At 65.4% G+C, this 26584-nt stretch carries 24 protein-coding genes; 14 read left to right on the top strand and 10 right to left on the bottom strand.

Annotation, left to right across the window (positions count from 1 at the left end; genetic code table 11):
- Positions 1 to 120: 120 nt before the first annotated feature.
- The 3 genes from parC to H0S73_RS25755 form a co-directional block, all read right to left on the bottom strand.
- Entirely contained in the window at positions 121 to 2367 is a 2247-nt protein-coding gene (gene parC, locus H0S73_RS14025) for a DNA topoisomerase IV subunit A (RefSeq protein ID WP_181052737.1), read from the bottom strand.
- Between the two features lie 66 nt (positions 2368 to 2433).
- Positions 2434 to 3165: a DNA repair protein RecO gene (recO, locus tag H0S73_RS14020; RefSeq protein WP_181054342.1), complete on the bottom strand. Its 732-nt coding sequence runs from the start codon at positions 3163 to 3165 to the stop codon at positions 2434 to 2436.
- Between the two features lie 300 nt (positions 3166 to 3465).
- Positions 3466 to 3969 carry a hypothetical protein gene (locus tag H0S73_RS25755; RefSeq protein ID WP_181052736.1) on the bottom strand — a complete coding sequence of 168 codons (504 nt, stop codon included), beginning with the start codon at positions 3967 to 3969 and terminating at the stop codon, positions 3466 to 3468.
- 236 nt (positions 3970 to 4205) lie between these two features.
- Here H0S73_RS25755 and H0S73_RS26250 point away from each other — a divergent pair, with 236 nt between their 5' ends.
- The gene (locus H0S73_RS26250) at positions 4206 to 5222 is read left to right on the top strand and encodes an OmpA family protein (RefSeq protein WP_343058371.1); all 1017 of its coding nucleotides are present in this window, start codon (positions 4206 to 4208) and stop codon (positions 5220 to 5222) included.
- A 172-nt stretch (positions 5223 to 5394) separates the two neighbouring features.
- Here the strand turns inward: H0S73_RS26250 and era are convergent, their stop codons facing one another.
- The 5 genes from era to H0S73_RS13985 are packed head-to-tail and all read right to left on the bottom strand — an operon-like array spanning position 5395 to position 9146.
- Positions 5395 to 6312 (bottom strand): GTPase Era, encoded by a 918-nt coding sequence (gene era, locus H0S73_RS14005; protein ID WP_181052735.1) that lies wholly within the window; start codon positions 6310 to 6312, stop codon positions 5395 to 5397.
- Positions 6299 to 7009: a ribonuclease III gene (gene rnc, locus H0S73_RS14000; protein ID WP_181052734.1), complete on the bottom strand. Its 711-nt coding sequence runs from the start codon at positions 7007 to 7009 to the stop codon at positions 6299 to 6301. The genes era and rnc overlap by 14 nt, the downstream gene beginning before the upstream one ends.
- Before the next feature lie 3 nt (positions 7010 to 7012).
- Positions 7013 to 7951, bottom strand: a complete 939-nt coding sequence (gene lepB / locus H0S73_RS13995) for a signal peptidase I (RefSeq protein WP_181052733.1) — start codon at positions 7949 to 7951, stop codon at positions 7013 to 7015.
- A gap of 41 nt (positions 7952 to 7992) precedes the next feature.
- Positions 7993 to 8391 carry a holo-ACP synthase gene (gene acpS / locus H0S73_RS13990; protein WP_181052732.1) on the bottom strand — a complete coding sequence of 133 codons (399 nt, stop codon included), beginning with the start codon at positions 8389 to 8391 and terminating at the stop codon, positions 7993 to 7995.
- Positions 8388 to 9146: a pyridoxine 5'-phosphate synthase gene (locus H0S73_RS13985; protein WP_181052731.1), complete on the bottom strand. Its 759-nt coding sequence runs from the start codon at positions 9144 to 9146 to the stop codon at positions 8388 to 8390. The genes acpS and H0S73_RS13985 overlap by 4 nt, the downstream gene beginning before the upstream one ends.
- 605 nt (positions 9147 to 9751) lie before the next feature.
- On the opposite strand from H0S73_RS13985, the gene rpsF reads away from it, so the two are divergent.
- The 13 genes from rpsF to H0S73_RS13920 all read left to right on the top strand — a co-directional run bounded on the left by rpsF (position 9752) and on the right by H0S73_RS13920 (position 24725).
- Positions 9752 to 10153: a 30S ribosomal protein S6 gene (gene rpsF, locus H0S73_RS13980; RefSeq protein ID WP_009491075.1), complete on the top strand. Its 402-nt coding sequence runs from the start codon at positions 9752 to 9754 to the stop codon at positions 10151 to 10153.
- 2 nt (positions 10154 to 10155) lie between these two features.
- On the top strand, positions 10156 to 10416 hold the full coding sequence (gene rpsR, locus H0S73_RS13975; protein WP_036353512.1) for a 30S ribosomal protein S18: 261 nt from the start codon (positions 10156 to 10158) through the stop codon (positions 10414 to 10416).
- A 253-nt stretch (positions 10417 to 10669) separates the two neighbouring features.
- On the top strand, positions 10670 to 11632 hold the full coding sequence (locus tag H0S73_RS13970; protein ID WP_181052730.1) for a DUF2232 domain-containing protein: 963 nt from the start codon (positions 10670 to 10672) through the stop codon (positions 11630 to 11632).
- Positions 11633 to 11655: 23 nt separating this feature from the next.
- The gene (gene rplI / locus H0S73_RS13965) at positions 11656 to 12222 is read left to right on the top strand and encodes a 50S ribosomal protein L9 (protein ID WP_009491072.1); all 567 of its coding nucleotides are present in this window, start codon (positions 11656 to 11658) and stop codon (positions 12220 to 12222) included.
- Between the two features lie 407 nt (positions 12223 to 12629).
- Complete coding sequence (locus tag H0S73_RS13960; protein ID WP_181052729.1) at positions 12630 to 14123, top strand: replicative DNA helicase; 1494 nt, start codon at positions 12630 to 12632, stop codon at positions 14121 to 14123.
- Positions 14120 to 15286, top strand: a complete 1167-nt coding sequence (gene alr, locus H0S73_RS13955) for an alanine racemase (RefSeq protein ID WP_181052728.1) — start codon at positions 14120 to 14122, stop codon at positions 15284 to 15286. The genes H0S73_RS13960 and alr overlap by 4 nt, the downstream gene beginning before the upstream one ends.
- Positions 15286 to 16686 carry a DNA repair protein RadA gene (radA, locus tag H0S73_RS13950; protein WP_181052727.1) on the top strand — a complete coding sequence of 467 codons (1401 nt, stop codon included), beginning with the start codon at positions 15286 to 15288 and terminating at the stop codon, positions 16684 to 16686. Before alr ends, radA begins: the two co-directional genes overlap by 1 nt.
- Before the next feature lie 161 nt (positions 16687 to 16847).
- Positions 16848 to 18044 carry a cadherin domain-containing protein gene (locus H0S73_RS13945; RefSeq protein WP_181052726.1) on the top strand — a complete coding sequence of 399 codons (1197 nt, stop codon included), beginning with the start codon at positions 16848 to 16850 and terminating at the stop codon, positions 18042 to 18044.
- Positions 18045 to 18321: 277 nt separating this feature from the next.
- Positions 18322 to 18576: a hypothetical protein gene (locus tag H0S73_RS13940; protein ID WP_181052725.1), complete on the top strand. Its 255-nt coding sequence runs from the start codon at positions 18322 to 18324 to the stop codon at positions 18574 to 18576.
- Between the two features lie 178 nt (positions 18577 to 18754).
- Positions 18755 to 19360 carry a CvpA family protein gene (locus tag H0S73_RS13935; protein ID WP_181052724.1) on the top strand — a complete coding sequence of 202 codons (606 nt, stop codon included), beginning with the start codon at positions 18755 to 18757 and terminating at the stop codon, positions 19358 to 19360.
- A 214-nt stretch (positions 19361 to 19574) separates the two neighbouring features.
- Complete coding sequence (gene purF, locus H0S73_RS13930; RefSeq protein WP_181052723.1) at positions 19575 to 21062, top strand: amidophosphoribosyltransferase; 1488 nt, start codon at positions 19575 to 19577, stop codon at positions 21060 to 21062.
- An 8-nt stretch (positions 21063 to 21070) separates the two neighbouring features.
- Positions 21071 to 21814 (top strand): SDR family NAD(P)-dependent oxidoreductase, encoded by a 744-nt coding sequence (locus tag H0S73_RS13925; protein WP_181052722.1) that lies wholly within the window; start codon positions 21071 to 21073, stop codon positions 21812 to 21814.
- 511 nt (positions 21815 to 22325) lie between these two features.
- Entirely contained in the window at positions 22326 to 24725 is a 2400-nt protein-coding gene (locus H0S73_RS13920; protein ID WP_425488224.1) for a putative bifunctional diguanylate cyclase/phosphodiesterase, read from the top strand.
- A 116-nt stretch (positions 24726 to 24841) separates the two neighbouring features.
- Here the strand turns inward: H0S73_RS13920 and hpf are convergent, their stop codons facing one another.
- Entirely contained in the window at positions 24842 to 25282 is a 441-nt protein-coding gene (hpf, locus tag H0S73_RS13915) for a ribosome hibernation-promoting factor, HPF/YfiA family (protein WP_181052720.1), read from the bottom strand.
- A gap of 100 nt (positions 25283 to 25382) precedes the next feature.
- The gene (locus H0S73_RS13910; RefSeq protein WP_181052719.1) at positions 25383 to 26486 is read right to left on the bottom strand and encodes a S1C family serine protease; all 1104 of its coding nucleotides are present in this window, start codon (positions 26484 to 26486) and stop codon (positions 25383 to 25385) included.
- Between the last annotated feature and the right edge of the window lie 98 nt (positions 26487 to 26584).

Below are 26584 nucleotides of genomic sequence, written 5' to 3'. Positions count from 1 at the left end.
GCTGAGCGGGTGATCGTGGATCCCGTTCCCTCGCTTCGCTCGCTGGGGATGACGTCAGAGTGTTTCACAGAATCGAAATGGCCGGGCTTGCCCCGGCCATGACGTGATAGGTGCGAGACCCTATTCCCCGAACCTGTTCGACTTCGGGAAGCCCTTCGGCGGCAGGCGGCCGGCCTCGGTGCGGTCGCCCATCCAGTCGCGAAGGTCTTCCTTGGCGACCGTCCAGGTGCGGCCGGAAGTGTCCTTCCAGGTCAGGCCCTCCTTCAGGGTGAAGACCTTGGCGTCGGAGACGCCGCCGTCCTTGTAACGCTGGAGGCGTACGCCCTTGCCGCGGGTCATTTCCGGCACCTGCTTCACCGGGAAGACGAGGAGCTTGCGGTTCTCGCCGATGATCGCCACGTGATCGCCCTCGGCCTCGGTGCAGACCACCATCCTGGCCGGCGCATCGAGGTTGAGGATCTGCTTGCCCTTGCGGGTGTTTGCCGTGATCTCGTCGGTCGGCACCACGAAGCCGCGTCCGTCGGTGGCGACCACGAGCAGCTTCGAGCCCGCCCGGTAGGGGAAGGCTGCGATGAAGTCGGCGCCCTCCTCCAGGTCGACCATGAGGCGGATCGGATCGCCGAAGCCGCGCCCGCCCGGAAGCTTCGAGGCATCGAGGGTGAAGAAGCGGCCGTTATCCGCCACCACGACGATCTTGGACGTGGTCTCGGCGAAGAACGCCGTCTTCAGCGCGTCGTCGCCCTTGAACTGCACTCCCGAGAGATCGGCCTGGTGCCCCTTCATGGCGCGGATCCAGCCCTTCTCCGACACGATGACCGTGATCGGCTCGCGCTCGATCATGGCCTCCGCGAAGTCGATGTCGGAGGTGTCCGGAGCCTCGGCGAAGGAGGTGCGGCGGCGGCCCAGCGGCGTATCCGGCCCGAAGGTCTTGCGGACCTCCTTGATCTCGGCGGAAATCGTCTTCCACTGCACCTTCTCGGAGCCGAGAAGCTCCTCGATCTTGGCCTTCTCGTCCTGCAGGTTCTTCTGCTCGCGCTTGAGCTCCATCTCCTCGAGCTTGCGCAGGCTGCGCAGGCGGGTGTCGAGGATGGCGTTGGCCTGAACCTCGGTGAGCTTGAAGACGCGCATCAGCTCGGCCTTCGGCTCGTCCTCCTCGCGGATGATTTTGATCACCCGGTCGAGGTCGAGATAGACGATGAGCAGGCCGCCCAAAATCTCCAAGCGCCGGTCGATGGCCGCCAGACGGAAGCCCGAGCGGCGGATCAGCACCTCGCGGCGATGGTCGAGCCATTCGCGCAGGCATTCCACGAGCCCTAGCACCTTGGGCACCTTGCCGCCGGCGAGCACGTTCACGTTCATGGGAATGCGGCTCTCCAGCTCGGTGAGCTTGAAGAGCGATTCCATCAGGATGATCGGATCGACCGTCTTGGCGCGCGGCTCCAGGACGACGCGGATGTCCTCGGCCGATTCATCGCGCACGTCGGCGAGCAGCGGCAGCTTCTTTTCCTGCAAAAGCTCGGCGATCTTCTCGATCAGACGGGACTTCGGCACCGAATAGGGAATCTCGGTGACGACGATCTGCCAGTTGCCGCGGCCGAGATCCTCCTTGGTCCAGCGGGCGCGGACGCGGAACGAGCCGCGGCCCGTCCGGTAGGTCTCCGCCATGGCGGTCGGCGTATCGACGATGATGCCGCCGGTCGGCAGGTCCGGGCCCGGCACGAACTGCATCAGCTGCTCGGAAGTGGCGTTCGGCTTCGCGATCAGGTGGAGCGCCGCGTCGCAGAGCTCGGCGGCGTTGTGCGGCGGGATCGACGTCGCCATGCCGACCGCGATGCCCTGCGAGCCGTTGGCGAGCAGGTTCGGGAAGGCGGCCGGGAGCACCACCGGCTCCTCGTTGGTCTGGTCGTAGGTCTCGCGGAAATCGACCGCGTCCTCGTCGATGCCTTCCAGCAGCAGGCGCGCGACTTCCGTCATGCGCGCCTCGGTGTAGCGCATGGCAGCCGCGTTATCGCCGTCGATATTGCCGAAATTGCCCTGCCCGTCCGCCAGCGGATAGCGCTGGGCGAAATCCTGCGCCATGCGCACGAGGGCATCGTAGATCGACTGGTCGCCGTGCGGGTGGAACTGACCCATCACGTCGCCGACGATGCGGGCGCATTTCTTGGGCGCCGACTTCGGGTCCAGGCGCAGAAGGCGCATGGCGTGCAGGATGCGGCGGTGGACGGGCTTCAGGCCGTCGCGCGCGTCCGGCAGGGCCCGGTGCATGATGGTGGAGAGCGCATAGGCGAGGTAGCGCTCCTCCAGGGCGTCCTTGAGATTGATGTTCTCGATCTCGCCCCCTGACGGCGGATTGACCGGCTTACCCATTCCTCGAAATCCTCAATTGCGAATCGCTTCTTATCATCTGAAATGAGAACATAACAGAAACAAACCTCATTCATCCCCAGCCGTGGCCAGTGCGACGAAACGCGCCCGCTCCTCCGGAGCCCTCTTCCCGAGGGGCTCGAAGACGTTCTGATGCAGGAAGAAGTCCGTCAGGGCAAATCCCGCCCTGATCTCCTCCTCGCCCGGGCGGTTGGACCTCGATCGGCCGATCAGGAAGCCCGGCAGCTTCAGAAGCCTGTCCTTGTAAGGCTCCCCGGCCTCCGCGCTGACCGCCCGGCCGCTCCTCGGAGACACATAGACGAGATCCCGCTCGGACCCGGTCGCCGCGCAGGAGGACAGATCAAGACCGAAGCCGAGTTCGGTCAGCATGGCGAGCTCGAAGCGCACGAAAAGCGGCGGCGCGAGATCGGGATCGTCCAGGTGGTCCACCAGCACCGTCATCGTCTCGTAGAGGGCGAAATGCGGATCGCGCTCGGGAAAGTAGCGCATCAGGTGGGCCAGGGCGGCGAGACCATAGAGCGCCATGGAGGAGCCCATGAGCCGCGCGGCGCGCAGGTTCAGGCCCTCGATCTGATACACCCCCAGGTTCTCGTCGAGCCTTGCCCGCCAGGTGGCCTGCACGGTGTTGCCGGGCTGGAGCACCGCCTGGAGGCTCTTCGAGCGACCGCCATGGACGAGGCCGAGATGACGGCCGTGCCCACGGGTCATCAGCTCGAGGATGACGCTCGTTTCCCCATGCTTGCGAACGCCGAGAACGACGCCTTCATCAGTCCATTGCATCCGCTCGGCTGCCTTCGGCGAGAGTGCTTCCTGATCCCTCGATGTAAGCATTCAGGCGGCATTCATCCATGTTTTTCAACGATATCGGCGAACTTCTAAAATTCTGTTTCGGAAGCGGAATCCTGCCTTTTTTCGGAACCAAACCTGCAGCTTGTCATTGTCGATGACTTCACTCTGCCAAACGATGAATTGAGGATCATGAAGCTCTCCCGTCTGTTTCTTGCGAGTACCGCCCTTCCTCTCATGCTGATGCCGGTGCATGTCTCGGCACTCCCATCGGGTCCCGCCAAACCCCTCGTCCTAGCCCAGGCCGGCCCGGACACCGATGAAGAGCTGCCGCCCGGCGCACGCCAGAGGCGCCAGGGACCGGACGGAGAGCGCGGCGGACGCCCCGGCCAGGAACGCCGGCAGGGTGGACAGGATCAGGGAGGTCCCGGCGCCTCCGAGGAACGCGGCCAGCGACCGCCCCGTGGCGCAGGCCCGGGAGGGCAGCGTCCCGGTGAGGAACCGGGCGCCCAGCGCCCCCGTCGCGAGCCCGGCCCGCCGGGCGGCCAACCCGCCGAGCGACCGGCTCCGCCCGCGGAAGCCGCCCCGCCTCGCCCGGCGCAGGCTCCCGCGGAGAGACCCCGCCCGCCGGCCGAGAGACCCCAGGCTCCCGCTGAAAGGCCTCAGGCACCGGCCGAGGCACCGGCGCGACCGCAACGCCCTGCCACGCAGGAGCGCGAACAGGCACCGGCCGAACGTCCCCGGCCGCAGGCACCGGCGGGTCAGAACCGCCCGGCTGCGCCTTCCCCAGCCCCGCAACAGGCTGCACCTCCGGCTCCTGCTCCCCAGCCGGCTCCCAATGCCGCGCCGCCAGCGGAACGCCAGCGCCCGGGCCGCTCCGACAATACGGAGAACCCCGACCGTACGCGCGGCCAGCGGCCGGAACAGCCGAGCGCGCCTCCCGCCCCCCGCCGCGATACCGGCACCCCCCCGCTCCTGCGGCTCCTGCTCCTGCTCCTGCGGCGCCCGCTCCGGCACCCCGTGCCCAGCAGCCTGTGCCTCCCGCCCCAAGCGGGCAGATCCAGCCGGCGCCCGGACGGCCGGGGGCGCGGGAGGCGGGGCCGGACCGCGTCGAGCCCCTCGATCCGTCGCGGGTCCGCATCGACGACCTGCGCAGCCAGCGCCGGGAGCGGCGCGAGGGCGACCGGGTCATCATCGAGGAGCCCGGCGACCGCACGATCATCCGCGAGGGCAATCAGGTCATCATCCGGCACGATGATACCGAGCGCTTTCGCCGGACCTATCGCGACGCCGACATCCGCACCGAACGGCGCGGCGCCGACGAGGAGGTGACCATCGTGCGCCGCCCTGACGGGTCCGAGATCGTGACCGTGCGCGACCAGTACGGCAACCTCGTCCGCCGCGTGCGGCGCGAACCGGCCGGGCGCGAGGTCGTGCTCATCGAGAACCGGCGCAGCGGTATCGAGCGACGCCCCGGCTACGGCTACGTGGAGGAGGAAGTCATCCGCATGCCTCCTCCGGTTGTCCGGATTCCGCGGGAGGAGTACATCGTCGAGACCGAACGCGCCTCCGAGGCCGATATCGTGCGGGCCTTCACGGCTCCGCCGGTGGAGCGCATCGAGCGGGCCTATACCCTCGACGAGGTGCGCCGCAGCCAGCCGCTGCGCGAGCGCATGCGCCGCGTGGACGTCGACACGATCAACTTCGAGTTCGGCTCCTGGGAGCTGCCGCCGGATCAGATCGATTCCCTCAGGGGCATCGCGGACGGGTTGCGTCAGGCCATCTCCCGCAACCCGAACGAGATCTTCCTGGTGGAGGGTCACACGGATGCGGTCGGCTCGGACGAGGATAACCTGACCTTGTCCGACCGGCGCGCGGAAACGGTCGCGACCATCCTGACGCAGCGCTACCAGATCCCCGCCGAGAACCTCACCACGCAGGGGTACGGCGAGCAATATCTGAAGGTGAACACGCCAGGACCGGAGCGCGAGAACCGCCGCGTGACCATGCGCCGGATCACACCACTGCTGCAGGGCCAGAACCAGCAGTAAGAAAGCGGAACCGGGAGGAGATGATCCTCCCGGTTTTTCTATGGGAAGCCCGTCCGAGTAACATTCCGATGCTGAACGATCCCGCACGTGACAGAAGCAAGATCACCGGCACAAGGCCGGTGATGACGCGAGGGTGCGGCAGTCGCGCTTGAGCGGAAACGACAGCGGGTGCTTATCCTCCCCGCGGGAACTCCAGCCCCATCTCGCGGTAGCGCTCCGGATCGTCGCTCCAGTTCTCGCGCACCTTCACGAAGATGAAGAGGTGAACGGGGCTCTCCGCGATCTCGGCGATCTCCTTGCGGGCCGCCTGGCCGATAGCCTTGATGGTCTGGCCGCCCTTGCCGAGCACGATCTTGCGCTGGCTGTCACGCTCCACGAATACGGTCTGCTCGATGCGCACCGAGCCGTCGGGGCGCACCTGCCACTGGTCGGTCTCGACGGTGGACTGGTAGGGCAGCTCCTCGTGCAGGCGCTCGTAGATCTTCTCGCGGGTGATCTCGGCGGCCAGCATGCGCAGGGGCGCGTCGGATATCTGGTCTTCCGGATACAGCCAGGGCCCTTCCGGCATCATCTCGGCAAGCTGGCGCTTCAGCGTCTGGATGCCGTCGCCCTTCAGGGCCGAGATCATGAACGTGTGCGCGAAGGGCACCTTCTCGTTCAGCTTCGAGGCCATTTCCAGGAGCTTGGAGCGCTCGATCAGGTCGATCTTGTTGAGGATCAGAACCTTCGGGCGCTTCAGGTCGGGCAGTTTGTCCAGGATCGCCTCGGCTTCCTCGTCGATACCCTTGCGGGCGTCGAGCAGGAGGGCAATCACATCGGCGTCCCCTGCTCCGCCCCAGGCCGACGTGACCATGGCGCGGTCGAGGCGGCGCTTGGGCTTGAAGATGCCGGGGGTATCCACGAAGACGATCTGCGCCTCGCCCTCGATAGCGATGCCGCGGACCAGGGCGCGGGTCGTCTGCACCTTGCGCGACACGATGGAGACCTTGGACCCGACGAGCGAGTTCAGGAGGGTCGACTTGCCCGCGTTCGGCGCGCCGATGAGAGCGACGAAACCGGCCTTCGTGTTGGTCTGCTCAGGCTGTTCCATGCTCTTCCTCCGTCCATACGCCCTCTCTCATGAGAAGGCTTCGCGCAGCCGCCTGTTCCGCGATGCGCTTCGAAGTGCCGGAGCCGAACTCGCCCTCGGCACCCTTCACTTTGACCATGACCCGGAATTTCGGCGCGTGGTCGGGCCCGGTCTGCTCCGCAACGGAATAGGTCGGGGGAGGCAGCCCCTGTCCCTGCGCCCATTCCTGCAGGGCGCTCTTCGGATCCCGCAAGGGGCGGCGGGGCGCCTCCAGCAGGGGTTGGAACGAGCGCTCGACGAGAGCGCGGGCCGCCTCGTAGCCGCTATCCAGGAAGACGGCCCCGATGATCGCCTCGCACACATCGGCCAGGATGGTCTGGTTGCGCCGCTCGCCCGAATGGGCCTCGCCGGCGCCGAGCTTGAGATAGGGCCCGACATCCCACGAGATGGCGATCTCCGCGCAGCTCTCGCGCCGCACGAGCTCCGCGAGGCGCCGCGAGAGCTCGCCCTCGGGTGCGTCGGGAAACTTCCTGTAGAGCAGCGCCGCGATGGCGAGACCGAGCACCCGGTCGCCCAGGAACTCCAGCCTCTGATAGCTCTGCCCGGCCGCCTGGGGGGCACTGACATGAGTCAGGGCTTCGTCCAGGAGCTCGGGCCTTTCGAAGCGGTAATCGAGCTTGTTCAGAAGCTCGTCGAGATTCGGCCTGCGGCGTGCCACGGGCTACTGGATCCGTTCGAAGAGACGATTCCAGCGGATCTTCTGCGGCCATTCCCAAGGGCGCCACAGGGAGGCGCTCTCGTCGATGGAGAAGAAGATGATCTCGGCGCGGCCGACCAGGTTCTCGAACGGCACCTGCCCGACGCTCGCCTCGTCCCGCGAGTCCGTGGAGTTGTCGCGGTTGTCGCCCATCATGAAGAAGTGGCCCGGCTGCACCGTGTAGACGTTGGTGTTGTCCCAGTAGCCGCGGTCGCCGTCGCGCTCGATGACGAAGTGGGACACGCCGCCCGGCAGCGTCTCCTTGTATTGCGGCACGGAGATCGTGCGGCCGTAGAGATCCGTGGTCTTATAGTCCTCGACGCGCTCGCGCTGGACCGGCTGGCCGTTGATGTGCAGCACGCCGCCGATCACCTGGATCTTGTCTCCCGGCAGGCCGATGACGCGCTTGATGTAGTCGGTCGAGTTGTCCTTCGGCAGCTTGAACACCGCGATCTCGCCCCGCTTCGGCTCGGACCCGAGGATGCGGCCGGAGAAGAGCGCCGGGCTGAAGGGGATCGAGTGCTTGGAATAGCCGTAGGAATACTTGGAGACGAACAGGTAATCGCCGATCAGCAGGGTCGGGATCAAGGACCCCGACGGGATGTTGAAGGGCTGGAAGAGCACGGTGCGCACGACCACGGCGATCAGAAGCGCCTGGACGATGACCTTGATGGTCTCCCAAAGGCCGCCTTCTTCGCTCTTCGCGCTGCTACCTGCGTATTTGCTGCTTTTATCGCTCACGTCCGTCGACCTATGCTCTTGGACCGCGACGGCGGGGGCCGTCTTCATCCGGTGGCAGGTCGAGAGTGGTTTGCACTTAAGCCCCAAGGGCAAACCACTCTCGATGGATATGTTGGCTCCGGCCCGCTCTTCGGGAAGCCGGAATCCGTCCTGTTGCGGCATGCTCTAACCTAAGGCGCGTCCTGCCGCAACGCGGCCACGCCTCATATGGGCAGCGCCTCGATGATCACGAAGGCTTGAGCCAGCGGCGGATCGTCGGTCAGCGACACGTGGACCACCGCCCTATGCCCCGCCGGCGTGATGGCCTGGAGGCGCTCCAGCGCTCCCCCGGTCAGCCGCATGGTCGGGCGGCCGGTCGGAAGATTGACCACCTCCATGTCGCGCCAGAAGACCCCATGACTCAATCCCGTTCCCAGGGCCTTGGCGCAGGCCTCCTTGGCGGCGAAGCGCCGGGCATAGGACGGCGCGCGTGCGGCCCGCCTGTCGCTCCGCGCCCGCTCGCCTTCCGTATAGATGCGGTGCGTGAATCGTTCGCCAAAGCGTTCGATCGATTTTTCGATGCGCCGGATGTCGCAGAGGTCGGAGCCGATGCCGATGATCACGCCGTCACCTGCGCCCGGCCCTGGTCCATGGCGGCGCGCATGGCCCGGACCGCTTCGTCGAGGCCGACGAAGATCGCCTCTCCGATCAGGGAATGGCCGATATTGAGTTCCACGATCTGCGGGATCGCCGCGACGGGACGCACCGAGTCGAGGGCGAGACCGTGGCCTGCGTGAATTTCGAGGCCGAGCCCGGCCCCATGCTCGGCCGCGCGCCTCAGGCGCTCCAGCTCATGGGTGATTCTGGCCTGGTCCCCATCGGCGACCGCCTCACAATAGGTTCCCGTATGGAGCTCGACCACGGGCGCCCGCAGGTCGCAGGCGGCGTCCATGACGGCGATGTCCGGCTCGACGAACAGCGACACGCGGATGCCCTCGCCCTTCAGTTCCTGGATCACCGGACGCAGATGGGCATGGGCACCGATGATGTCGAGCCCCCCTTCCGTCGTGCGCTCCTCGCGCTTCTCGGGTACGAGGCAGGCCGCATGGGGATGGATGCGGGTGGCGAGCGCCACCATCTCGGAGGTGGCCGCCATCTCGAAATTGAGCGGCACGAACAATTCCTGCTTGAGCCGCCACATATCCGCGTCCCGGATATGGCGCCGGTCTTCCCTGAGATGCGCGGTAATCCCGTCCGCCCCGGCCAGCACCGCCAGATTCGCGGCCCGGACCGGATCGGGATGGACGCCGCCCCGCGCATTCCGCACGGTCGCGACGTGATCGATATTGACGCCGAGGCGTAGAGGAGGAGCAGTCATGTAGGCGTTCTAGCGCAACAATCCGCGAAATCCAAAGCGACACGCATTGACTCTTTTAGTTGTATTATATCATAATACTACCTGTAGTTTATTCACGCCGTTCAATATGGTGAAGACATGCGGTCGTTGCTCATCATTGCAGGTTTCGCTCTTCTCTGCTCAGGCCCTGTCCAAGCAAAGCACCTACAGCCTTCCTTCTTTGGGACTGGGCCCGGATCCGGAGAAAAACAAACGTCGCGAATGAACGGGCTCATTCAAGAGGCTTGCCGCGGGTGCGGGTGCCGTGGAGGCGCAGGCTACAGAATGGCAAATGGGAAATGCGCTCCTCGCAGACGGTAGGCAACTCAACGGCAACGGCCGTCCCTTGCCTTCCCGCCCCAGATCGACTATAGCCCCCGCTTCGCGTTCGCTCCGGCCGGGGGCTGAACGGACGGTGCGGCTTGCCGCATAGGGGTTTAACGCTCCGTCGTCCCGTGTCTCCGCCTTCGACAACCGCTCGGGCCTTGCAGGCTCGAAGGGCTTGGCGCCGATCGGACGCGCGAAACGGCCGGAACACTCGTCAAAACAGTGCACGGCTTGAACCTCAAACCTGAGAAAGGCCCACTATGCCTCTCTACGAGCATATCTTTTTGGCTCGCCAGGATGTCACCCCGCAGCAGGTCGAAGCAATGGTCGACCAGTACAAGGGCGTCATCGAGCAGAACGGCGGCAGCGTCGACAAGACCGAGATGTGGGGCGTGAAGTCCCTCGCCTATCGGATCAAGAAGAACCGCAAGGCGCATTTCACGATGTTCAATCTCAACGCTCCGGCCCCGGCCGTGGCCGAGATGGAGCGTCAGATGCGCATCAACGAAGACATCCTTCGCTTCATGACCATCAAGGTCGAGGAGCTCGAGACCGAGCCGTCCGTGATGATGCAGAAGCGCGACCGCGATGAGCGCAAGGACCGCGAGCGCCGCGAGCGCGATGGCGGCCCTGAGGGCGGTAACGAAGGCGAGGAGGCTTAATCATGGCATTTGGTGCTACTGGTGGGGCTGCCGGCGGCGGCCGTCGTCCGTTCTTCCGTCGTCGTAAGACCTGCCCGTTCTCGGGCCCGAACGCTCCGAAGATCGACTACAAGGACACGAAGCTCCTGTCCCGCTACATCTCCGAGCGCGGCAAGATCGTTCCTTCGCGCATCACGGCCGTGTCGGCCAAGAAGCAGCGTGAGCTCGCCCAGGCGATCAAGCGCGCCCGCTTCCTGGGCCTCCTGCCCTACGTGATCCGCTAAAATCTGATCTGCCCGATCTCAGGTCGGGCAGTCTCCCGGATAGCCATCCTCATCCTGAGGAGCCGTCATCGGCGGCATCTCGAAGGACGAGGATGGCGGTTCCAGCGCTCTCGGGAGCCTCCTTCGAGACGCAGCCTCGCTGCTCCTCAGGATGAGGTGGAGAGTTTCCATCCTTCGCCCAGCGGTGAGATCCCGCCGGGTCAGTTGGGGCCAGCCCCCTAACCCTGCCGACGAGCAGCGGGACAGCGAGACGATGAATTTTGTTGCGACAGGCATAGGCGCGGGCCTCGTTTCGGCCCTTCTGACCGCGGTGATCGTCAAGGCGACCCCGCTCGCGGCCGTGCTGTATCTGCTTGCCCCCATTCCCGTCCTGATCGTATCCCTCGGCTGGGACCACCGCTCCGGGCTCATCGCAGCCCTCGTCGGCGGCATCGCGATCGCCCTGATCCTGTCGCCCCTCAGCGGATTGGGCTTCGCGATCATCACGGCCCTGCCCGCCTGGTGGCTGTCCTACCTCGCCCTGCTCGGGCGCCCCGGCCCTGACGGCGCCATGGAATGGTATCCCGTCGGCCGGCTTCTCGCCTGGATCGCCGCGACGGCGGCGCTCACCATCATCGCCGCCGGGGTGATTTCGACGGGCGGCGATTACGAAGCCTTCGATCAGAATGCCCGCGCGGTCGCCGAGGCCTTCGTCGGCGCGCAGTTCACCACGTCTGGACCCGGCGCGCTCGACGCGGAGACCCGTGAGGAACTGATCAGCATCTTCGCGCGCCTGACGCCCTTCCTGTCGGCCCAGGGCTTCACGACCGTCCTGGCGCTCTACCTCTGGGCGGCCGCCCGGATCGTCCAGGCGTCCAAACGCCTGCCGCGCCCCTGGGCCCCGGTGCCGGAACTCGTGATGCCGCGCTCGGCCGGCCTGATCCTGGTCGGCGCCCTCGTCGTCGCCAGCTTCGGCGGCTTTATCGGCGCCCTCGGAATGGCCCTGTCGGGAGCCTTCCTGATGGCCTTTGCCCTTCAGGGCCTCGCGGCGATCCACGACCGCACGCGGGGCAAGTCGGGCCGCTCGTTCATCCTGTCGGCGCTGTACGTGCTGATCTTCGTCACCCAGGGCATCCTGATGGTCGCCCTGGCCCTGTTCGGCATTGCCGACACCGTCTTCGGCCTGCGCCGCCGTTTCGGCTCGGGGCCGAACCCGCCTCCAACCCTTTCCACCTGATCACGAACCTAAAGGAGACAACCATGGAAGTGATCCTTCTCGAGCGCGTCGCAAAGCTCGGCCAGATGGGCGAGACCGTGAAGGTCCGTTCCGGCTACGCCCGCAACTTCCTCCTGCCGCGCGGCAAGGCCCTGCGCGCCACGGACGCCAACAAGAAGCATTTCGAGACGCAGCGCGCCCAGCTCGAGGCCCGCAACCTCGAGCGCCGCAAGGAAGCGGAAGCCGTCGGCGAGAAGCTGAACGGCCAGAGCTTCATCATCCTGCGCCAGTCCGGCGAGACCGGCGTGCTCTACGGTTCGGTCTCGACCCGCGACCTCGCCGAGATCATGACCCAGAACGGCTTCACCGTTGACCGCAACCAGATCGCGATCAACCAGCCGATCAAGACCATCGGCCTGCACAACGTGCCGGTCGCCCTCCATCCGGAGGTCGAGGTCCAGGTGACGATCAACGTCGCCCGCAGCCCCGAGGAAGCCGAGCGTCAGGCCCGCGGCGAGTCGGTCACGACCCGCGAGGAGACCAACCTCGACGACCTCGGCCTCGAAGTCGGCGCCGCCCTGGCGGAAGCCGGCGGCGACGAGGAGCTCTGAGACCAGCCGTCGTTCCCGGCTGAAATCGGCTGGGAACACCTCCTCGACGTCATGACCGGCCCTGTGCCGGCCATCCCGATTGGAAGAGCACTGCGCTTTTCGGTTCGGGATCACCGGCACATGGCCAGCGATGACGGAACAGAGGCTTCAAGCTGGACAGATTGCTCTAGTTCCTGATTTGTTCTAAAATCGCGCTCTCCGTCGATTCGACGGGGAGCGTTTTTCTTTCGTTTTCAGGCTTGTGGAAGAGTCAAGGTGAGACGCCCGCGAGACAAGGAACGGTGTGAGAATCGAGGACAGCGAGGACAGATCGGGAGGAGTCCCGGCTTCGTGTCCGCCCGGCAACCTTTAGGACACCAATTGCGGTCTAAGAGACTCTAAACCCTTATCTGTTTCCGGAGCGCCAGATGGCCACCGCCAATGCCCTGATCGCCCGCCTCGAAACCGCCGAGCCGCAGTTTCGGACGCCCCCCAGCAACATCGAAGCCGAACAGGCTCTGCTGGGCGCGATTCTGGTCAACAACGACGCCTATTACCGCGTCTCGGATTTCCTCGAGGCCAGCCACTTCATCGAGGACCTGCACCGGCGCATCTACGAGGTCGCCACGAGCCTGATCAAAGCGGGCAAGATCGCGACCCCGATCACCATGAAGACCTTCCTGGGCGACCAGGATCTCGGCGGCATTACGGTTTCCCAATACCTCGCGCGTCTGGCGGCCGAGGCGACCACCGTCATCAACGCCGAGGATTACGGTCGCACGATCTACGACCTCGCGATCCGCCGCAACCTCATCAATATCGGCGAGGATATCGTCAACAACGCCTTCGACGCCCCGGTCGAGAACTCGCCGCGCGAGCAGATCGAGGAGGCGGAGCGGCGTCTCTACGCGATCGCGGAAACGGGCCGCGCCGACGGGGGCTTCCAGCGCTTTTCCGATGCCCTTACCGCAGCCATCGACATGGCCGCCGCCGCCTACAAGCGCGAGGGCGCCCTTTCGGGCATTTCGACCGGGCTCATCGACCTCGACAAGTCGCTGGGCGGTCTGCAGCCGTCCGACCTTGTCATTCTCGCGGGCCGTCCGGCGATGGGTAAGACCTCGCTGGTGACGAACATCGCGTTCAACATCGCGAAGGCCTATCGGGCCGAAAAGCAGCAGGACGGGAACCTTAAGACCGTCAACGGCGGCATCGTGGGCTTCTTCTCCCTCGAAATGTCGGCCGAGCAGCTCGCGACCCGTATCATCGCCGAGCAATCGGGCGTGCCGTCCTACAAGATCCGCCGCGGCGACATGCGCGAGGACGACTTCTACAAGATCACGGAAGCCGCCCGCGAGATGCAGTCGATTCCCTTCTACATCGACCAGACCGGCGGCATCTCCATCGCGCAGCTCACGGCCCGTGCGCGCCGCCTCAAGCGCCAGCGCGGCCTCGACATCCTCATCGTCGACTACCTGCAGCTTCTTTCCGGTTCGGCCAAGAAGGGGGAGAACCGCGTTCAGGAGCTGACCGAGATCACCACCGGCCTCAAGGCGCTCGCCAAGGAGCTCTCCGTCCCGCTCATTGCCCTCTCCCAGCTCTCCCGTCAGGTGGAATCCCGCGACGACAAGCGGCCGCAGCTCTCCGACCTTCGTGAATCGGGCTCGATCGAGCAGGACGCCGACGTGGTCATGTTCGTTTACCGCGAGGAGTACTATCTGAAGAACAAGGAGCCGAAACCCGGCACCGAGGAGTACTTCAAGTGGCAATCGGAGATGGATCAGGTCCATGGCAAGGCCGAGGTCATCATCGGCAAGCAGCGTCACGGTCCCACGGGCACCGTGCAGCTCGCCTTCCAGGCCGACATCACCCGCTTCACCGACCTTGCGGATGAAGACAAACTTCCCGAACGGATTGGCGATTGACCCAACTCACCTCTCAGCATGACGCCGCCGGCGCTGTTCCCGAGAACGCCGCCGGAGGCATCCTCCACATCGACCTCGACGCCCTCGCGTCGAACTGGCGTACCCTGCGCGACAATGCGGGCGGCGCGGAAACGGCCGCCGTCGTCAAGGCGAACGCCTATGGCATCGGCATCGAGCAGGCCGTTCCCGCCCTCGGCCGAGCCGGCTGCCGCACCTTCTTCGTGGCGCACTTGAGCGAGGCGATACGCGCCCGCGCCGTGGCGCCGGACGCGACGATCTATGTGCTGAACGGCCTCTTCGCCGGCACCGGACCGACTTATGCGGCGCACAATCTGCGCCCGGTCCTGGGCTCCTTCGAGGAAATCGAGGAATGGGCGGGGTTCTGCCGCGCCGAAAACCGGAAAAGGCCCGCCGCGATCCATGTCGACACCGGCATGAACCGGCTCGGCCTCACGGTTCCGCAGGGGCTGGCGCTCAGGGACCGGCCGGAACGCGAGGACTTCGAGACCGCACTCCTGATGAGCCATTTCGTGAGCGCGGAAGAGAGCGACAATCCGCTGAACCGTCAGCAGATCGAGGCTTTCGAGGCCCTGCGGTCGTCCCTGCCCGGCATTCCCGCGTCGCTCCCGAACTCTTCCGGCATCTTCCTCAACGGCAAGCCGCCCTACGATCTGGTGCGTCCCGGTTATGCGCTCTACGGCGGCAACCCGACGCCGGACCGGGCCAATCCCATGAAGCCGGTCGTGGGCTTGGAGGCCCGCATCGTGCAGCTGCGCTGGGTCGAGGCTGACCACACGGTCGGCTACAACGGCCGCTGGCTGGCCGTGGAGAAGCGCCGCATCGCAACCCTCTCCGTCGGCTATGCGGACGGTTACCCACGTTCCTCGAGCGCGCGCGGCAGGAGCGGCGAGGACCTGCTCGCCGGCATGACCCTGGTGGCGGGCCATCCCTGCCCCTTCGCCGGCAACGTCTCCATGGATCTGATCACCATCGACGTCACGGCGGTGCCTGAGAACCGGATCAAGCGTGGCGACACGGTGACCCTGATCGGCGGCGACCTGACCATCGACGAGGTCGGCCGCCGCGCGGGCACCATCGGGTACGAGATCCTGACCAATCTCGGCGCTCGCTATGCCCGTGCCTATCGTGGAGTGCAGGGCTGATGGCCAAGCGTCACCCCTCCTTCGTCTGCCAGGAATGCGGTGCGGTCTACAACCGCTGGAAAGGCAAGTGCGAGGCCTGCGGCGGCTGGAACACCATCGCCGAAGAGGCCGGTTCCGCGAGTCCCATGGCGGGCCCCGTCGCCACCCGCCCGTCCCGCGCCAAGGGGCGGATCTTTCCGCTCGAAGGGCTCTCCGGCGAGACCAAGGAAGCCCCGCGCACGCCCTCCGGCATCGCCGAACTCGACCGGGTCACCGGCGGCGGCTTCGTGCACGGCTCGATCATCCTGCTCGGCGGCGATCCCGGCATCGGCAAATCCACCCTTCTCATGCAAGCCTCCGCGGCCCTGGCCAACCGGGGCGAGCGCGTCGCCTACATCTCGGGCGAAGAGGCGGTGGCCCAGGTGCGCCTGCGGGCCGAGCGCCTCGGCCTCGGCCAGGCCCCCGTGGAACTCGCGTCCGAGACCAATGTCGAGGACATCATCGCCACCCTGAGCCAGGGCCGCCCCCCGGCTCTCGCGATCATCGACTCGATCCAGACCATGTGGACCGAGACGGTGGAATCGGCCCCCGGCACGGTCACCCAGGTGCGCGGCTCGGCCCAGGCCCTGATCCGCTTCGCCAAGACGACCGGCACCGCCGTGATCCTCGTCGGACACGTGACGAAGGACGGGCAGATCGCCGGACCCCGCGTCGTCGAGCACATGGTCGATGCGGTGGTCTCCTTCGAGGGCGATACGGGCCACCACTTCCGGATCCTGCGCGCGGTCAAGAACCGCTTCGGTCCGACCGACGAGATCGGCGTGTTCGAGATGTCGGACCAGGGCCTGCGCGAGGTCTCCAACCCATCCGAACTTTTTCTCGCTGGACGCGACATGGCCACGCCCGGAACGGCGGTCTTCGCCGGGATGGAGGGCACGCGCCCGCTCCTCGTCGAGATCCAGGCCCTCGTGGCACCGACATCCCTCGGCACACCGCGCCGGGCCGTGGTCGGTTGGGACCAGAGCCGTCTGTCCATGGTGCTGGCGGTGCTGGAGGCTCATGGCGGGCTGAAGCTCGGCATGCACGACGTCTATCTCAACGTCGCCGGGGGCCTGCGCATCACGGAGCCCGCAGCCGACCTCGCCGCCGCCGCGGCCCTGGTGTCCTCGCTGTCCGGCAAGCCCCTGCCGCCGGATACGGTCTATTTCGGCGAAATGGGCCTTTCCGGCGCCATCCGTCCCGTGGCCCAGGAGCAGGCGCGGCTGAAGGAGGCGGCGAAGCTCGGGTTTTCAGGAGCGGTCGCTCCGGCGCCGCGCGGCGACAAGGGCAAGAAGGAACGCCTCCCGCTCCCCGCCTCGGCCATCCAGCATATCACGGACCTCGTGGCCGGGATTGCCGCGCCGCGCAGGAGGGCCTCATAACGGGTCAGGCGGGGTTCTCTGCCCAGGAGGCCTGCCTCGTCCATTTGGCCTATTTGATATTTGATTACATTTATCCTATCTCAGGATCTGGCCCATGATCGGAAATTCCTAGTGGGTATGTCCGGAAGCCCTGAGCTTCTGCCGCTGGAAAAGGACCAAACATGCCCACAACGATTACCCTCTCGGCCCTGAACGTGGCCGAAAACCCGGAAAACGGCACCATCATCGGCAGACTGGGCGTCGATGGCGGCGCACAGAATGAGGCCTTCACCTTCACCCTGGCGAGCAGCCTCAGCGACCGGTTCGAGATCAAAGATGTGACGGAGAATAACCGGACCTATTCCGTTCTCGTCGTGAAGACCGGCAGAGGCCTTTTCGATTTCGAAAATGTCGATCTGAATCACTTCGATATCTCGATCTCCGCAACGAGCACGGCGGCCAGCGGTGGGACGGTGGTTGCCGACAAGTCGTTCCAGATCAGCGTCACAAACGTCAACGAAGCCCCGACCGACCTCACTCTCGGAGGCATCGTTGCACCGACGGTCGCCGAGAATGCCGCAGCTGGCGCTGAAGTCGGCCCCCTTATGGCTCTTGATCCCGATGCGAACGAGACGTTCACGTTCAGCCTGACGGATAATGCCGGCGGGCGCTTCACGATCGGCGACAACAACAAGCTCGTCGTCGCAGCCGGCGCAAAGTTCGACTACGAGACAGCCTCTTCGGTTCAGGTCAAAGTCAAGGTGACCGATTCCGGCGGCCTGAGCTTCGAGAAGACGCTTTCGATCGGCGTGACGGACGTGAGCGAGATCGGCGGTTCGGCACGCAACGAAAAGCTCCGCGGAACCGAGAGCGCCGAGATCATCAATGGCGGCGCAGGCAACGACTGGATCTGGGGCAACGGCGGCGACGACACCATCAACGGTGGCAGCGGCAAGGACATCCTCTTCGGCGGCAATGGCGCTGACACCTTCGTGTTCGATACCCCCTTCAAGAAGGGCCATTTCGATCAGATCAGGGACTTCAAGTCCGGAGAGGACAAGATCCTCTTCGACCTCGATGCGCTGAAATCCTTCAAGGTCAAAGCCTCCCAGAAGGATCTTTTTGGCCTCTCCAAGAAGGGCCATCCGGACAAGAAGTCCTCGGTCGGACTCGACAAGATCTTCAAGGAAGGCAAGCTCGAGAAGAAGTTCTTCACCGTCGGGACCACGTCCAAGGATGGGAACGACTACGTCGTCTACAACAAGAAGAACGGCACCGTTTATCTTGATGTCGACGGCTCCGGCGGCGCGAAGCCGATTGAGATTCTGAAGCTGAAGCCTGGAACGGCCGTCTCATTCAACGACTTCCTGTTCATCTGACATCGAACACCATCCGCTTTTCCGGCTCCGGCGGCATCCGCCGGAGCTTTTTTGTGGTCGAGCGTGTCTCGCAGATCCTCAGATGGAGGACGCGGCACCGCCCCCTACACGGTGCGCATGCCGGAGTGCTCAGACGGAAAGGCTGAAAGGATTGCCTTCCGTTCCGTCAGGACAGAATACCCCTTGACGGAATATTCTTACAGTACAACATTATATGGAAAGCCGACTGCGGGACCGGCCTTACGATCGGTCAAGCCTCGAACCTGTAGGAATGAAGATGGCGAAGAATCTTTCAAACGCTCCGACCGCCAAGCCCGACAGCCCGAGCCTCGCCAAGAAGGGCAGCTTCGATATCACCGAATTCAGCGGCCCGAGCCTCGCCAAAAAGGGGAGCTTCGACATCACCGAGTTCAGCAGCCCCAGCCTGGCCAAGAAGGGCAGCTTCGACATCACCGAATTCAACTCTCACAATCTCGATTCCACGACGGAAACCACTTTCAACTTCAAGGCTGATGATTTGATCTTCATTTAACGACGTGCCTTCAACCCGGCGTCGCGCCGGTTTTTTTGCGCGGGCGGGGTGTTTTGCACTCGTCCCGCAGCCGCAGGTCCCACTGCAAGGGTGACGAAAGCCTTTGTTAACGCTATAGAGCCAGGCTCCAAATCCGCGAAGGCGGCTTCATTCCTGTCATTTTGCGTAGGCCCGGCCCATGCCCGTTTCCGTTCTGGACCTCGTCGTCATCGGTATTGTCCTGATCTCGGCTCTTCTCGCTGCCGTGCGCGGCTTCACCCGCGAGGTGCTCGCCATCGTGGCCTGGGTCGTCGCGGCCGCCGCGGCCTGGTACCTGCATCCGACCGCCCTGCCGATTGCGCATCAGTATATCAGCAGCAACACGGTGGCGCTCGTCGCGGCCATCGGCGGCATCTTCGTGGTGACGCTGATCATCGTGTCGATCATCACGGTCCAGATCTCCGACCTCATCCTCGATTCCCGCATCGGCGCCCTTGATCGGACGCTCGGGCTTTTCTTCGGCGCGGCCCGCGGCTTCCTGATCTGCGTGATCGGCTGGGCCTTCCTCGGCTGGCTGCTCCAGGGCAAGGAGCCCGAATGGGCGGCCTCCTCGCGCACCCGGCCGGCCATGGAGAACACCCGCGACAACATCATCGCCATGCTGCCCGAGAATGCCGAGGCCCTGCTCCAGCGCCTGCGCAACAAGGAAGCGCCGTCGGAGGCCGAGCCGGCCGAGCCCGACCCGCAGCGCCCGGCCGCCCCGGCGGCTCCCGCGGCACCCCAGCCGCCTCAGCGCCGGAGCTGAGCCATCTGCGGATCGGCCGGGAAAGGCTTCGATTTTCGGCGCCACCCGCTGTGCGGTCCAAGAGACACGGAACCGGATATGAAAGTGCAAGCCCGCATCTGCATCCGGTCCGGCATCACGTTTCCGGCAGCGGCAGAATAGCCATTGGCGTTTAGTCGAATGCCGACTACATAAGGGCGGCGCCGGTGGGGGCGCGAATCCCAAAGGTATGATCATGTCTGCTTTGTCTGAGACGTGGCAGGTCACTCCGAAGCAGGTGAACCTGGACCTCGACGGCGATACCCTGCGCGAAGAATGCGGCGTCTTCGGCATCTACGGGCACCCGGATGCCGCCGCCATCACGGCGCTCGGTCTCCATGCCTTGCAGCACCGTGGCCAGGAAGCCGCAGGCATCGTCTCCTATGACGGATCGGTCTTTCACTCGGAGCGCAAGCTCGGCCTCGTAGGCGACAATTTCTCCGACCGGGCGACCATCGAGCGCCTCGAAGGCCTCTCGGCCATCGGCCATACCCGCTACTCGACCACCGGCGAGACGGTCCTGCGCAACGTGCAGCCCCTTTTCGCGGAGCTCGACGGCGGCGGATTCGCCGTCGCCCATAACGGGAACCTGACCAACGGCCTGACGCTTCGCCGCAACCTCATCCGCGACGGCGCCATCTGCCAATCCACAACGGACACGGAGGTGATCGTCCACCTCGTCGCCCGCAGCCGCAAGGACCGGGTCATCGACCGCTTCGTCGAGGCCATCCAGAAGCTCGAGGGCGCCTATGCCCTGGTGGCGCTCACCAACAAGAAGCTGATCGGCGCCCGCGACCCGCTGGGCATCCGCCCGCTGGTGCTGGGCGAGCTCGACGGCCGCTACATCCTTGCCTCCGAGACCTGCGCCCTCGACATCATCGGCGCCCGTTTCGTCCGCGACATCGAGAACGGCGAATGCGTGGTGATCTCGGACGAGGGCATCGAATCCTTCCGGTTCGTCCCGGAGCAGCCTGCCCGCCCGGACATCTTCGAATACATCTATTTCGCCCGTCCCGATTCCGTCGTGAACGGCCGCAGCGTCTATGAGGTCCGCAAGGGCATGGGCCGCGAGCTCGCCCTGGAATCGCCGGCCGACGCCGACGTGGTGATCCCGGTGCCGGATTCCGGCGTTCCGGCCGCCCTCGGTTATGCCCAGACCTGCGGCCTGCCTTACGAGCTCGGCATCATCCGCAACCATTATGTGGGCCGCACCTTCATCCAGCCGACCCAGTCGGTGCGCGAGCTCGGCGTGCGCATGAAGCACTCCGCCAACCGTTCGGCGATTGCCGGCAAGCGCATCGTGCTGGTGGACGACAGCCTCGTGCGCGGCACCACCTCGGTGAAGATCGTACGCATGATGCGCGAGGCCGGCGCGAAGGAAGTGCATTTCCGCATCTCCAGCCCGCCGATCACCCATCCCGACTTCTACGGCATCGACACGCCGGAGAAGGAGAAGCTCCTCGCCGCCACCCACGACCTGGAGCAGATGCGCCAGTATATCGGGGCGGATTCGCTCGCCTTCCTGTCCATCGAGGGCGTCTATCGCGCCATGGGCGAGAAGGGCCGCAACCCGGCGCAGCCGCAATTCACCGACCATTGCTTCACGGGCGATTACCCGACGCCGCTGACGGACCTCGCCGTCGCCACCCCGCGCCGTCTCGCCGTTCTCGCCGAAGCCGACTGAGAATCCCAATGGACAAGCCTCTTCACAACCGCGTCGCGGTCGTCACCGGCGCTTCGCGCGGCATCGGCCGCGCGGCGGCCCTCGCCCTCGCCGAAGCCGGCGCGCATGTCATCGCGCTCGCCCGGACGCAGGGCGCCCTCGAATCCCTCGATGACGAGATCCGCGCCAAGGGTGCCTCGGCCACCCTCGTGCCGGTGAACCTGAAGGATTTCGACGCCCTCGACCGCCTGGGGGCCGCGATCCACGAGCGCTGGGGCAAGCTCGACATCCTGCTCGGCAATGCGGGCCAGCTCGGCGAGCTCGCCCCGATCACCCATATCGACCAGCCCGTCTGGGACGAGGTGATGGCCGTGAACGTGACGGCGAATTATCGCCTGATCCGTTCCCTCGATCCGCTGCTGCGCGCCTCGGATGCGGGCCGCGCGATTTTCATCACGTCCGGGGCCGCCCACAAGCACAAAGCCTATTGGGGCGTCTATTCCGTGTCGAAGGCCGCCCTCGAGGCCCTGGTGCGCACCTATGCCGCCGAGACGGCGACGACGCCGGTCAGGGCCATGCTGCTCAATCCCGGCCCGCTCCGCACCGCCATGCGCCGCACGGCGATGCCCGGCGAGGATCCGCTGACGCTGAAGACGCCCGAGGACCTTGCCCCTCACATCGTGAAGCTCGCCCTTCCTTCCTGGAGCGAGACCGGCAAGATCTACGATTTCACGCAAGACGGAAAGATCATCGAGCCGCAGATGCCGGCTTGAGGCGTTCGCCGCCATTATGCCAGAACGCGGCTCTCCCCTAGAGCATCGGACCCAAAAGTGGAATCCACTTTTGGGATCGAATCCGATGCTCCTTCTTTTGGCTGGCGCATCGTTCGGGCGGAAAACCGGATCCACTTTTCGCTGACGCGGCCCTCTGGGTCCGCACGATGCGCTAGAGTCGCACCATGTCGTCACCGGCCCCGTGCCGGTGATCAGGCATGTCTTCAGCGCCACGCACGCCCGCATGCGCCGTTAACTTTGCTGCCCGATAGGCATTGCGTCCGCTCCGTCCTTCGTTGACTTGCCGATGCGATGCCTCATCTTACCGGGCGGGACAATGTCCCGAAATCCTTGGCGGATTGGGGCTCACGTGAATGATGCCGATCCAAAGGCATGATGCCGTCCCGCCATACCGGTAAGAGACCGGATGATCTTTCCCTATCTCTGTTACCGGCCAGATTCCCTTTCGCGCGATACCATCGATGCGGCGGGCGATCTGCAAAGGCTCACCATGCTGACCGTCTACGATTGCATCGTCTCCGAACACGATCTCCGGCTCGTCGCCCTGGCGGCCCTGGTCTGCGCGCTGGCGTCGCTGACGGGGATCAACCTGCTTCATCACGCGCGCCGCATGGACGGCCGCGGACGCCTCGCCTGGCTGACCATCGCGGCTGCCTCGACAGGCTTCGGAATCTGGTCCACGCACTTCATCGCGATGCTGGCCTTCTCCCCGTCCCTGCCGACGGCCTACAACGTCACGCTGACGATCATCTCCCTGATCGCCGCCGTGATGCTGACAGGCATCGGCCTTGGCACGGCGCTGCTGTCGGGTGTTGCTCTCGCGTCCTGGATCGGTGGCGCCATCGTCGGCGGCGGCATCGCCGTGATGCACTATACCGGCATGGCCGCCTTCGAGGTTTCCGGCACCATCGCCTGGGATCCTGCGCTCGTGGCAGCCTCGATCCTGCTGGGAGGCCTTCTCGGCGCGGCCGCCCTCGCGATGGCGCTCGGCCAATCGTCGCGTGGGGGCATTCTCCTCGGCGCGCTGCTGCTCACCCTGGCAATCTGCAGCCACCATTTCACCGCCATGGGGGCGGTCAGCATCACGCCCGATCCCAGCATCGCGCTCTCTCCTTCCTCCATCCATACCGAATGGCTCGCCAGCGGCGTGGCCTTCGTCAGCCTGTCGATTCTGCTGCTCGCCGTCGTCGCCCTGAGCCTCGACATCCGGGAGCGCCGTCGCGCCTCCCTGGAGATGCAGCGCATGCGCGATCTCACGGACGCGGCGGTGGAGGGCCTCGTCCTCTGCGACGGCGGTTCCATCGTGACGGTCAACCAGAGCTTCGCGCGCCTGACCGGTCTCACATCCGAGCAGATCGCCGGCCAGTCCCTGGCCGATTGGATCCCCGACAGCGCCAAGCGGGACAAGCTGTTCGGGTGGCCGGGACAGGCCGTCGAAGCCGACCTGCGGAAAGCGGACGGCACCCTCGTTCCCGTCGAGCTGATCGCCCGGCAGATCACCTACAACGGCGCTCCCCACAACGTGGTCGCGTTCCGTGACCTTCGCGATCGCCGGGATGCGGAAGCCAGGATCCGCTATCTGGCTCACCACGACCCGCTCACTGGCCTCGGCAACCGCGCGAGCTTCGATCACCGCCTCGACCGCGAGATCCGCCTGCACCGGAGAACCAAGCGGCAGATGGCGCTGCTTTGCCTCGACCTCGACGGCTTCAAGGACGTCAACGACCTCTATGGCCACGCCACCGGCGATCAGGTGCTCCAGGACATCGCGAAGCATCTCTCCTCCGCCCTCGTCGACGGGCAGATGTTCGCTCGGCTCGGCGGAGACGAATTCGCCATCATCGCGCCGCATGTGACGGATCCGACCCAGGTGGGCCAACTCGCCGACGCGCTTCTCAAAGGCCTCAAATGGGATGAGGAAGGTGTTCCGGTCGGCCTCGTCTCGGTGAGCATCGGCATCGCGCTCTATCCGTCCGACGGAAAGGACCGCACGGAGCTCCTCTCCAGTGCCGACGCCGCCCTGTACCGGGCTAAGACCGAGGGCAAGGGCACCTATCGGTTCTTCGAGGCGTCCATGGGCGCACAGATCCGGGAGCGCCGCAGCATCGAGCACGATTTGCGCAGCGCCATCGCCAACAACGAACTGGGTCTCGCCTATCAGCCGCAGGCGCAGGTCGATACGGGCGAGGTCAACGGGTTCGAGGTCCTGCTGCGCTGGAAACACCCGACGCGGGGCGATGTCTCGCCTGCCCTCTTTATTCCGATCGCGGAAGAGAGCGGGCTGATCCTGAAGATCGGCGAATGGGTGATGCGGGAGGCCTGCAGGGAAGCCGCGAGCTGGAAGCGGCCGCTAACGGTCGCGGTGAATGTCTCGGCGCTGCAGCTGACCAGCGACGGCTTCGTCGAGTTCGTGCAGGCCACCTTGGAGCAGACGAACCTGCCGGCGAAGCGGCTCGAGATCGAGATCACCGAGACGGCCCTGATCCGCGATCCCAACCGAGCGCTCGTCTCCCTCCAGAGACTGAAGGAGATCGGCGTCAACATCGCCATGGACGATTTCGGCACGGGCTATTCCTCGCTCTCGAACCTGCGCGCCTTCCCGTTCGACAAGATCAAGATCGACCGATCCTTCATCCAGGCGGTTCATGCGAACCCGCAGGCGGCGGCCATCGTACGCGCCGTGCTCGGGCTCGGGCGGGGCCTGGGCCTTCCTGTCATTGCCGAGGGCGTGGAGACCTCCGAGGAGCTGCGTTTCCTCGGGCTCGAGGGCTGCACGGAGGCGCAGGGCTACCTGTTCGGCCGCCCGGCGCCCATCATGGAATTCATGCAGCTGATCTCCGACAACATCATGGTGCTGCCGAAGCCTCTCATTCGGGCGGTCGGGGATTGAACCGGCGCGATGCGTCCTGGCCGGGAAACGTCGTTCCCGCCCAGGACATCACGCAGAGACACAAGCGGCCTTGCCGGCGATGACCACCGGAGGCCACAAGGGATGAGGCTGTCGGATTATTCAGCGGCGACGCGGTAGTCGCCCTCGTCGTTGGCCGGCGGAGCGACCTCTTCGCTGCGCCTCTGCGTGCGACGCGGCGCAGTTCCCTCACGCAGGAGCATGTCCTTGTCCGTGCGCGCGGCCTTGTCCTCGCGCAGCTCGCGCTTGGTACGGCGAAGCTGCTTGGCCGTCTTCTGCAACGCGGCCCGGAAGGCAGCGTAGAGATCCTTGTTCTTGGCCTCGCCCGTCATCATCTTGAGCGCGCCCATCTGCATGTTCACGGTGCAGCGATAGGTAATGCCCTCCCGCGTGACGTAGACCGATGCCGCGCTCAGATGGCCGAAATATTTTCCGGCAACCTGATTGACGTTGGTCTTCGCATATTCGGGAAACGCATCGCCCAGGTCGACTGCCGAGCTTTGCACCAGGATGTTAGGTTCGGTGCTGTCAGGTTTCATTCGCTCCTCCGTTGGTGAAGGTTCGATGGCTAACGGCGGTAACCCATGAAAGTTTCGGCCTGAAGGAAACAAATCAGCCCCTACCAAGGTTGTGTTTTCTTTATGGCCTGCGCCCGCGTGGTGTCTGTTCGCCCACATCCACGATGGCCACGTCGACATTCTGCCTCTGGTTGTTCCGGAGGATCGTAAGGGAGACGGTGTTTCCGACACCGGTCCGCTCCAGCCGGTCCGTCAGATCCGAAAGGTGCCGCACGGGATCGCCTTCGACCCCCACGATCACATCGCCGATGATGCCGGCGCGGAGATCGACGCCGCGCAATCCGGCCTTGTCCGCGGGAGAGCCCGGCACGACATCCGCCACGATCACCCCGTTCACGCCGAGCTGCGCCGCGAGCGTCTCGTCGCCCGCCAGGATTCCGATCCCCGGCGTCGGCACGCGTCCGTTGCGGATGAGTTCCGGCACCACCCGGTTGACCACGTCGACGGGAATGGCGAAGCCGATGCCCGCATTGGTGCCGGAGGGTGAGAAGATCGCCGTGTTGACACCGATGAGACGACCCGCCGAGTCCAGCAGCGGACCGCCCGAATTGCCGGGATTGATGGCCGCGTCGGTCTGGATCACGTCCGCGACCTCGCGGCCGCCGCTGGTGGGCAGGCGGCGCTTGAGGGCGCTGATGATGCCGGTCGTGAGCGACTGGTCCAGGCCGAACGGGTTGCCGATGGCGTAAGCGGTCTGTCCCACTTTCAGATCGGCCGAGCTTCCGACCGGAACCGGCGCCGGCAATCCGCCCTGGCGCTGGACCCTCAGCACGGCGAGATCGTAATTCGGCGCGCGACCGACCACGTCGGCCGGCAGCACTTCGCCCGACGCGAGGCGCACCACGAAGGACGCGCCGTTCTCGACCACGTGGTGGTTCGTGACCACATGGCCGGCCGCATCCCAGATGAAGCCGGTGCCCGACCCGGCGGGCTGCCCGGCCGCGGGTCCTCGTCCCGACAGGGCGACCACCTGGACAACCGAGGGAGCGACGGTCTCGAAGACGCGGATCGTGGACCGTTCGTAGTCCGACAGATCCCCACGGGCCGCGACGGGACGCGGCTCGCGGGCTGAAAACAGATAGCCTGTCACGTAGGGCTGCAGCACGAAGATCGCGAGCAGCACCGCGATCACCAGCATGACGATTCGTGTTGCCCGGTCCTGCATCTTGCTTCCCTCACTCGCTCAGTCTCACAACGGACACGCTTGTCCGAAGTTCGACCCGCGCCGAAGCGAACGGACGAAACGATCGCCTCGAACAAATC

Source organism: Microvirga mediterraneensis (assembly GCF_013520865.1).
Lineage (GTDB): Bacteria > Pseudomonadota > Alphaproteobacteria > Rhizobiales > Beijerinckiaceae > Microvirga > Microvirga mediterraneensis.
The sequence above is the reverse complement of the archived record's forward strand: the minus strand, read 5'-3'. Positions and strand labels throughout refer to the sequence as shown.

Excerpts from the sequence above, each read along its gene's own strand:
- parC (WP_181052737.1), bottom strand. The coding sequence starts at position 2,367 with ATGGGTAAGCCGGTCAATCCGCCGTCAGGGGGCGAGATCGAGAACATC.
- recO (WP_181054342.1), bottom strand. The coding sequence starts at position 3,165 with ATGCAATGGACTGATGAAGGCGTCGTTCTCGGCGTTCGCAAGCATGGG.
- era (WP_181052735.1), bottom strand. The coding sequence starts at position 6,312 with ATGGAACAGCCTGAGCAGACCAACACGAAGGCCGGTTTCGTCGCTCTC.
- lepB (WP_181052733.1), bottom strand. The coding sequence starts at position 7,951 with ATGCCGCAACAGGACGGATTCCGGCTTCCCGAAGAGCGGGCCGGAGCC.
- H0S73_RS13985 (WP_181052731.1), bottom strand. The coding sequence starts at position 9,146 with ATGACTGCTCCTCCTCTACGCCTCGGCGTCAATATCGATCACGTCGCG.
- rpsF (WP_009491075.1), top strand. The coding sequence starts at position 9,752 with ATGCCTCTCTACGAGCATATCTTTTTGGCTCGCCAGGATGTCACCCCG.
- rpsR (WP_036353512.1), top strand. The coding sequence starts at position 10,156 with ATGGCATTTGGTGCTACTGGTGGGGCTGCCGGCGGCGGCCGTCGTCCG.
- H0S73_RS13970 (WP_181052730.1), top strand. The coding sequence starts at position 10,670 with ATGAATTTTGTTGCGACAGGCATAGGCGCGGGCCTCGTTTCGGCCCTT.
- rplI (WP_009491072.1), top strand. The coding sequence starts at position 11,656 with ATGGAAGTGATCCTTCTCGAGCGCGTCGCAAAGCTCGGCCAGATGGGC.
- H0S73_RS13960 (WP_181052729.1), top strand. The coding sequence starts at position 12,630 with ATGGCCACCGCCAATGCCCTGATCGCCCGCCTCGAAACCGCCGAGCCG.
- radA (WP_181052727.1), top strand. The coding sequence starts at position 15,286 with ATGGCCAAGCGTCACCCCTCCTTCGTCTGCCAGGAATGCGGTGCGGTC.
- H0S73_RS13945 (WP_181052726.1), top strand. The coding sequence starts at position 16,848 with ATGCCCACAACGATTACCCTCTCGGCCCTGAACGTGGCCGAAAACCCG.
- H0S73_RS13940 (WP_181052725.1), top strand. The coding sequence starts at position 18,322 with ATGGCGAAGAATCTTTCAAACGCTCCGACCGCCAAGCCCGACAGCCCG.
- H0S73_RS13935 (WP_181052724.1), top strand. The coding sequence starts at position 18,755 with ATGCCCGTTTCCGTTCTGGACCTCGTCGTCATCGGTATTGTCCTGATC.
- purF (WP_181052723.1), top strand. The coding sequence starts at position 19,575 with ATGTCTGCTTTGTCTGAGACGTGGCAGGTCACTCCGAAGCAGGTGAAC.
- H0S73_RS13925 (WP_181052722.1), top strand. The coding sequence starts at position 21,071 with ATGGACAAGCCTCTTCACAACCGCGTCGCGGTCGTCACCGGCGCTTCG.
- H0S73_RS13920 (WP_425488224.1), top strand. The coding sequence starts at position 22,326 with ATGCTGACCGTCTACGATTGCATCGTCTCCGAACACGATCTCCGGCTC.
- hpf (WP_181052720.1), bottom strand. The coding sequence starts at position 25,282 with ATGAAACCTGACAGCACCGAACCTAACATCCTGGTGCAAAGCTCGGCA.
- H0S73_RS13910 (WP_181052719.1), bottom strand. The coding sequence starts at position 26,486 with ATGCAGGACCGGGCAACACGAATCGTCATGCTGGTGATCGCGGTGCTG.